Source organism: Clostridium sp. LIBA-8841, assembly GCF_057782475.1.
This window is the reverse complement of record NZ_CM173488.1, coordinates 101003-107500: the sequence shown is the minus strand read 5'-3', so window position 1 is coordinate 107500 and position 6498 is coordinate 101003. Positions and strand designations below refer to the sequence as shown.

Sequence of the window (6498 nt, the reverse complement as noted above, 5' to 3'; positions counted from 1 at the left end):
AAAGTAAGTCATAAGTGGAGATATGATATTTGTTGTTGAGTCACCTATTCTGTATGCCATTTGAGTCATTTCCGGACTTATACCAACACCCATTAGCATTGGAACAAATATCGGAGCCATAATTGCCCACTTAGCTGAAGCTGATCCCATGAATAAGTTTATAAATGCTGTTACAATTACAAATCCTATTAATAGAGGTATACCTTGTATTCCTGTTGATCCCAAGAAGTCCGCTCCCTTAACAGCTATTACAGTACCCAAGTTTGATTTTCCAAAGTAAGCTACGAATTGAGCCGCAAAGAATACTAACACTATATATGATCCCATTGTAGACATTGTCTTACTCATTTCAGAAACTATATCTTTATCACTCTTTATCTTTCCTGCACCTATTCCATATCCAACACCTGCTAGTAAGAATACGAATGCTATAGAAACAACTATTGAGTTCATGAATGGTGAGCTTAAGATTTCTCCTGTTTCAGGATTTCTTAATATACCATTAGCTGGGACAACTAAAGCGCCTATTATTATAATACCCACTAGAGCGAATAAACCTGCGAATTTTAATCCTCTTTTTTCTTTCTTATCAAGAGGCTTCATAGCATCTTCATCGCCTTCTATTAATGCACCTTTATATTTACCTAACCTAGGTTCAACTATTTTTTCAGTAACTAAAGTACCTATTAAAGTTATTACAAATGTTGAAGCTATTATGAAATACCAGTTTCCTACTGGTGATACTGAGTAAGTTGGATCAATCATACGAGCACCCTCAGTAGTCATACCACCTAATAATGCATCAACTGGTCCTGGGAAAAGGTTGGCACTGAATCCACCTGATACCCCTGCGAAGGCAGCTGCTATACCAGCTATTGGATGTCTTCCACAACTCATAAATATTACTGCACCTAATGGTACAAGAACAACGTAACCTGCATCAGAAGCTATACTTGACATAACCCCTGCAAATACTACAACCACTGTAACTAAGCTCTTTGGAGTTTTTAAAACTAATCTTCTTAAAGCTGTACCTATAAGACCAGTTCCTTCTGCAACTCCAACCCCTAACATTGCAACTAAAACCGTTCCTAAAGCCGCGAAGCTTGTGAAGTTAGTTATCAATGATTCAAATATATATCTTATTCCTTCTGGAGTTAATAAACTCTGTACTGAAACTGTTATCTCTTTTATTTCGTTTGTAGCTCTATCTATTCCTTCATAAGTAACAGATACCCCTTGTGATGCTAAAACATGAGATAAAATTATTACACCAGCACATAATATTACGAATATAGTAGCTGGATGAGGTAATTTATTACCTACAGTTTCTATGAAACCTAAAATTCCGCCTTTTTTCTGTTTTATTTCCTTTGTAGCTTTCATATCTATATGCCCCCCTTTTTTAATAAATTAATACTTTTCACTTTTTATTATTATAATTCCATCAACAATAAAATTACTTTTTTATTTATCTTGTAATTTATTATATCATTTATTATTAATATTTCAATAAAGTTATACTTATATAACATAATATTAATAATTTAGCTATATTTTCAAAAACTTTCCCACTTCATTGTAGTGAAGTATTTTCAATGGTTTAAAGATAAAATACTCTTTAAATAACATACCTTCATTATTAAAACTTTATTAATATATTTTTGTTATCAATAATATTTCTTAATAATTAAGCTTACCTATTAAAATATGTTATTTTCACTTTGATAAGGTATCTCTAACTATATTTTTATAAAAACTGTTTAGAAAGTATTAGTTATTGAGATAATTAATGTTACAATAAGATTTAGTATGAGATTCATAAAGGAGGGATTATTATAAACTACTCAACTACAATTCTATTTATAGCATTTATACTAAATGTAATCTTATCCGTTATAATTGTTGTACTAGAAAGAAAACAGCCTGAGAAGACAATAGCATGGCTATTAATATTAACATTATTGCCTCCAATCGGATTAATACTTTATATCTTTTTAGGTCGTAACTGGAAAAGGCACAAACTTAATGATAGAATCAATCCTCAAGTTAAGGATTTAATAAGTCCAATCTTAGATGAATATCCTGAAAAACAATATGTTCCTTTAATGGAACTCTTGGCTTTTAATAGTGATTCTCCTATCTTTATAAATAATGATATAAAAATATATAAAGATGGTACTGAAAAGTTTAAAGATTTAAAGGAAGAACTTCTTAAGGCTAAACATCATATTCACCTTGAATACTACATAGTAAATAGTGATGAAATAGGCAATGAAATTAAGGATATTTTAATTAAGAAATCTCTAGAGGGTGTTAAGGTTAGATTTATAATTGATAAAGTAGGAGCAAGCAAATTAAAGAAAAGCTATGTTAAAGAACTAAAAAGAGCAGGAGTCTCTGTTGTTATGTATTCATACTTTTTAGCTCCTCTTCTTAAAATGATAAATACTCAAATTAACTATAGAAATCATAGAAAAATAGTTGTTATAGATGGGCAAGTTGGCTTTTTAGGTGGAATAAACATAGGTGACGAGTATTTAGGTAAAAATAAAAAATTCGGTTATTGGAGAGATACTCACCTAATGGTTAAAGGTGATTTTGTATTAGCACTTCAAGCCGTATTTTTAGATGATTTTATAACCATAGAAAAGGCTAATAATAGTTATACTTTTTATGATAAGGAATTTTCTAAATACTTTCCAGAAAATACAGTTGCTGATGAAAGAGTCCTAATGCAATTAGTTAAGAGTGGTCCCGACTCAACATTCCCAGCAATAATGCAAAGTATATTAAAAATGATTATGATAGCAAGAAAAAATATTTATATAACAACACCATATTTCGTACCACCTCCAAGTATAATAGAAGCTCTTAGAATAGCTTCCTTAAGTGGAGTTGATGTAAAAATTATTTTTCCTGAAAAATCAGATCACTTTGTGGTTAATAAAGCTTCTAAAAGTTACTTAACTGAACTTATGGATTGTGGAATAGAAGTTTATTTCTATGATAATAATTCATTTATTCATGCTAAAACAATGACAATAGATGGTGAAATCTGCACTTTAGGAACAGCTAACATGGATATTCGTAGTTTTGAACTTAACTACGAAATAAATACTGTTATATATGATGAAGGAATTACTTCTAAATTAGATGACTTATTCTTTGAAGATTTACTTAAGTGTAGACGCTTTAAGATTGATGAATATGAAAAAGCAACTAAGTTTGATAAGTTTGTTGAAGGAGTTACTAGAATTTTTTCAGCCTTACTTTAATAAAACTATCATTACTATCTTAAATACAATATAAAAAAAGTTTCTTTATATGTTTATTACATAAAGAAACTTTTTATATTTAAAAGATATATTTGAGGCTTTTTAAGTTTAAGCTTTTTTTGTGCAAAACTTATTTTTTAAATAAATTAACACCATGCCAAAGGCTCCTCCTGATGTATCTATCAGCACATCTTTAAACTGACCACTTCTTCCCTCTATAAATAATTGATGGAATTCATCAGTACAAGCATACCCAAATACTATGAATAATGAACAAATATATGCTTTTTTCTTGCTTATATATAATCTTAAAAGATTAAAAGCTAAGAAATAAAGTATCATATATTCAGTAAAATGAGCACCCTTTCTTATGATTAATGTTGATAAATCACCGAAACGACTATTTAAATCTATTCCTAGCATGTCTAATAAAACTACTACAAAATCGCTTTGTTTAGAAGAAACATCTCCTGGTTGATTAGACATGAAGAATATAAAAGCCATCCAAAATACCATTAAACTCCATGCAATTATTTTCTTTTTCTTATAATCCATAGCATCTCCTCTTCTTATTTCTAATATAAGTTAAATTTAAATGATGCTATGATTTATTGCAAGTTTATATTATATTGGGTTTACTTAAAACCATAGGACAGTACTCAAGACCTACTATTTTTTCGTCATCTTTTACCACTGCTGCTTTATCTGTTATTATCTTATCTAGGTGAGCATTTTCCCCTATAACAGTTTCTTGCATTATAATACAATTCTTAATAACTGCATCAGGTCCTACGTATACTCTTCTTCCTACTATACAATTTTCTATTTTACCTTCAATATAAGAGCCATTAGCTATTATTGAATTAGTTACATCACTATTTTTAGTATAATGAGTCGGTCCTTCGTCTCTAGACTTAGTATATATAGGAGCATTATTTATAAATAACTCTCTATATACCCCTCCATCTAATAAGTCCATATTAGCTTTATAATAAGCTTTCAATGAATTAACACAACTTAAATAACCCTTAAATTCAAATCCACTAACCTTTAATTCATCTAAGGAATCATTAACATAACTCTTGAACTTTCTATGTGATCCTTGTCTTATACATTCATATATTATTTCTATTAGAAGATCAGTTCTTAATATATACATTCCCATGCTTATATTAGCTTCTTCTTCTCTCCCTAAATTTTTTCCTACACTTTTTACAAATCCACTTTTATCTAAATTTAAAACATCACAATCAATAAAATTTGAATCAGCATCATTAACTCTTTTATATATTACAGTTACATCATTATCATTTTTCTTGTGATATTCTAAAGCTTCTTTCAAATCTATATTACAAATCATATATGATGGTGATATAAAAACATATTCTCTTCTACTCTTAGTTAAGAAGTCTAAGTTCTCATAAAGGTTTGTTATATCATCATAATATGGTTCTCTTTCACCAAAATTAAATACTCTTAATCCATCTCTTTTTCTGTGTAAATCCCATGGTCTACCATTGGTTAAATGATCAACTAATGAACGTGATTTATTTTTGCTTAAAATACCTAAAGATTCTATACCTGCATTTGTCATATTAGAAAGTATAAAATCAATAACTCTATATCTACCAGCAATAGGTACAGCCGCTAAAGGTCTATTTTTAACTAACTCTCCCATTCTGCTTTCATTCTCATCTAAGTTTATTATCCCTATGCAATTATTCATAAACTCGTTCCCCCTCTCATATATTTCTACTTACTTTACCATAGCACATTCTTCGATTACTTCTTTGTTTCCTATAACAACTTCCTTTGACGCTATAACTGCAATCTCATCCCCATTACCTACTTTACAATTCTTGCCTACTACAGCTTCGCTACCTATAATAGCTTTCTCTATTAAAACTCCATCATCAATTACGGTATTTGGCATTATTACAGCATCCTTAATTACTGCACCCTTACCTACATAAACACCTTGGAATAAAACTGAGTTTTCTACTTTACCATGAACTATGCATCCCTCAACTGTTAAAGATGATTTTATTTCTGCATCTTTTCCAATATATTGAGCCGGTCTAACAGGATTAGCTGAATATATTCTCCATTCACTATCATAAAGACTTAATTCATCTTCATGTTTTAATAAGTCCATATTAGCTTCCCATAGACTATCTATAGTTCCAACATCCTTCCAATACCCTTTAAATGGATATGCTATAAGTCTCTTACCTGAGTTTAACATCTTAGGAATTATGTTTTTACCAAAGTCATTACTTGAATTTGGATCTAATTCATCCTCTTCTAAGAACTTCTTTAAAACCTTCCAATTGAAAATATATATTCCCATTGAAGCATTTGTACTCTTTGGATGTTCTGGTTTCTCTTCAAATTCATAAATTGATAAATCCTCATTTGTATTCATTATTCCAAATCTACTAGCTTCATGCATAGGAACATTTATTACAGCAATTGTTGCATCAGCTTCTTTCTGTTTATGCATTTGTAACATTTTATCATAATCCATTTTATAAATATGGTCTCCTGATAGAATAAGCACATATTCTGGATTATATCTCTCAATAAATTCAATATTTTGGTAGATTGCATTGGCTGTCCCCTTATACCAATCTCCACCTTTTTCTTTTTGATATGGAGGCAAAATGCTTACTCCTCCATCTCTTCTGTCTAAATCCCATGTGTCCCCAATACCAATGTGTTCATTTAATTCTAAAGGTTTGTACTGTGTTAAAACCCCAACAGTATAAATCCCTGAATTTGAGCAGTTACTTAATGGAAAATCTATTATTCTATATTTTCCTCCAAAAGGTACTGCTGGTTTCGCTAAATTCTTAGTTAGCACGCCTAACCTGGAGCCTTGACCTCCAGCCAATATCATTGCAACTATTTCTTTCTTTGACATAAGCTATTTCCTCCCAATATATCCCCTTTTATACCATTAAATGGATATTTAAATTATAACACACTTTTACTTTAACTTTAATAGTTAAATAAAGGAAATTTATAATTATTTAATCTAAAATGTTAATTATTTTAAATTATTCAAATATTTTTTAAAAAATAAATTTAATCTACATAAAGTTTTATTAAATATTTTAATAACAAAGAGTACTAGAAATCTTATAAATCTCTAGTACTCAAAAAAAAACTCAAATTAATTAGACAAGTTTTTCCTTAATGTAAATTTTTCTAGTAAATT

Annotated in this window: 5 protein-coding genes (1 of these 5 running past the window's edge); 1 reads left to right on the top strand and 4 read right to left on the bottom strand. The window is 29.4% G+C overall.

Going from position 1 to position 6498, the window contains the following annotated elements; translation table 11 throughout:
• Positions 1 to 1386, bottom strand: partial view of an AbgT family transporter gene (locus AC2A4K_RS00500; protein WP_322505402.1) — the 5' portion only. It extends 171 nt beyond the left edge of the window; only the first 1386 of its 1557 coding nucleotides appear in the window; the start codon lies at positions 1384 to 1386; its stop codon lies beyond the left edge, outside the window.
• 449 nt (positions 1387 to 1835) lie between these two features.
• On the opposite strand from AC2A4K_RS00500, the gene cls reads away from it, so the two are divergent.
• Positions 1836 to 3278: a cardiolipin synthase gene (gene cls / locus AC2A4K_RS00495; protein ID WP_322505412.1), complete on the top strand. Its 1443-nt coding sequence runs from the start codon at positions 1836 to 1838 to the stop codon at positions 3276 to 3278.
• Positions 3279 to 3386: 108 nt separating this feature from the next.
• On the opposite strand, the gene AC2A4K_RS00490 is transcribed toward cls, so the two are convergent.
• The 3 genes from AC2A4K_RS00490 to AC2A4K_RS00480 form a co-directional block, all read right to left on the bottom strand.
• Entirely contained in the window at positions 3387 to 3833 is a 447-nt protein-coding gene (locus AC2A4K_RS00490) for a VanZ family protein (protein WP_322505403.1), read from the bottom strand.
• Positions 3834 to 3897: 64 nt separating this feature from the next.
• Positions 3898 to 5004, bottom strand: coding sequence for a glucose-1-phosphate adenylyltransferase subunit GlgD (glgD, locus tag AC2A4K_RS00485; protein WP_322505404.1), 1107 nt, complete (start codon positions 5002 to 5004; stop codon positions 3898 to 3900).
• A gap of 30 nt (positions 5005 to 5034) precedes the next feature.
• Positions 5035 to 6201, bottom strand: a complete 1167-nt coding sequence (locus AC2A4K_RS00480; protein ID WP_322505405.1) for a glucose-1-phosphate adenylyltransferase — start codon at positions 6199 to 6201, stop codon at positions 5035 to 5037.
• Positions 6202 to 6498 lie beyond the last annotated feature (297 nt).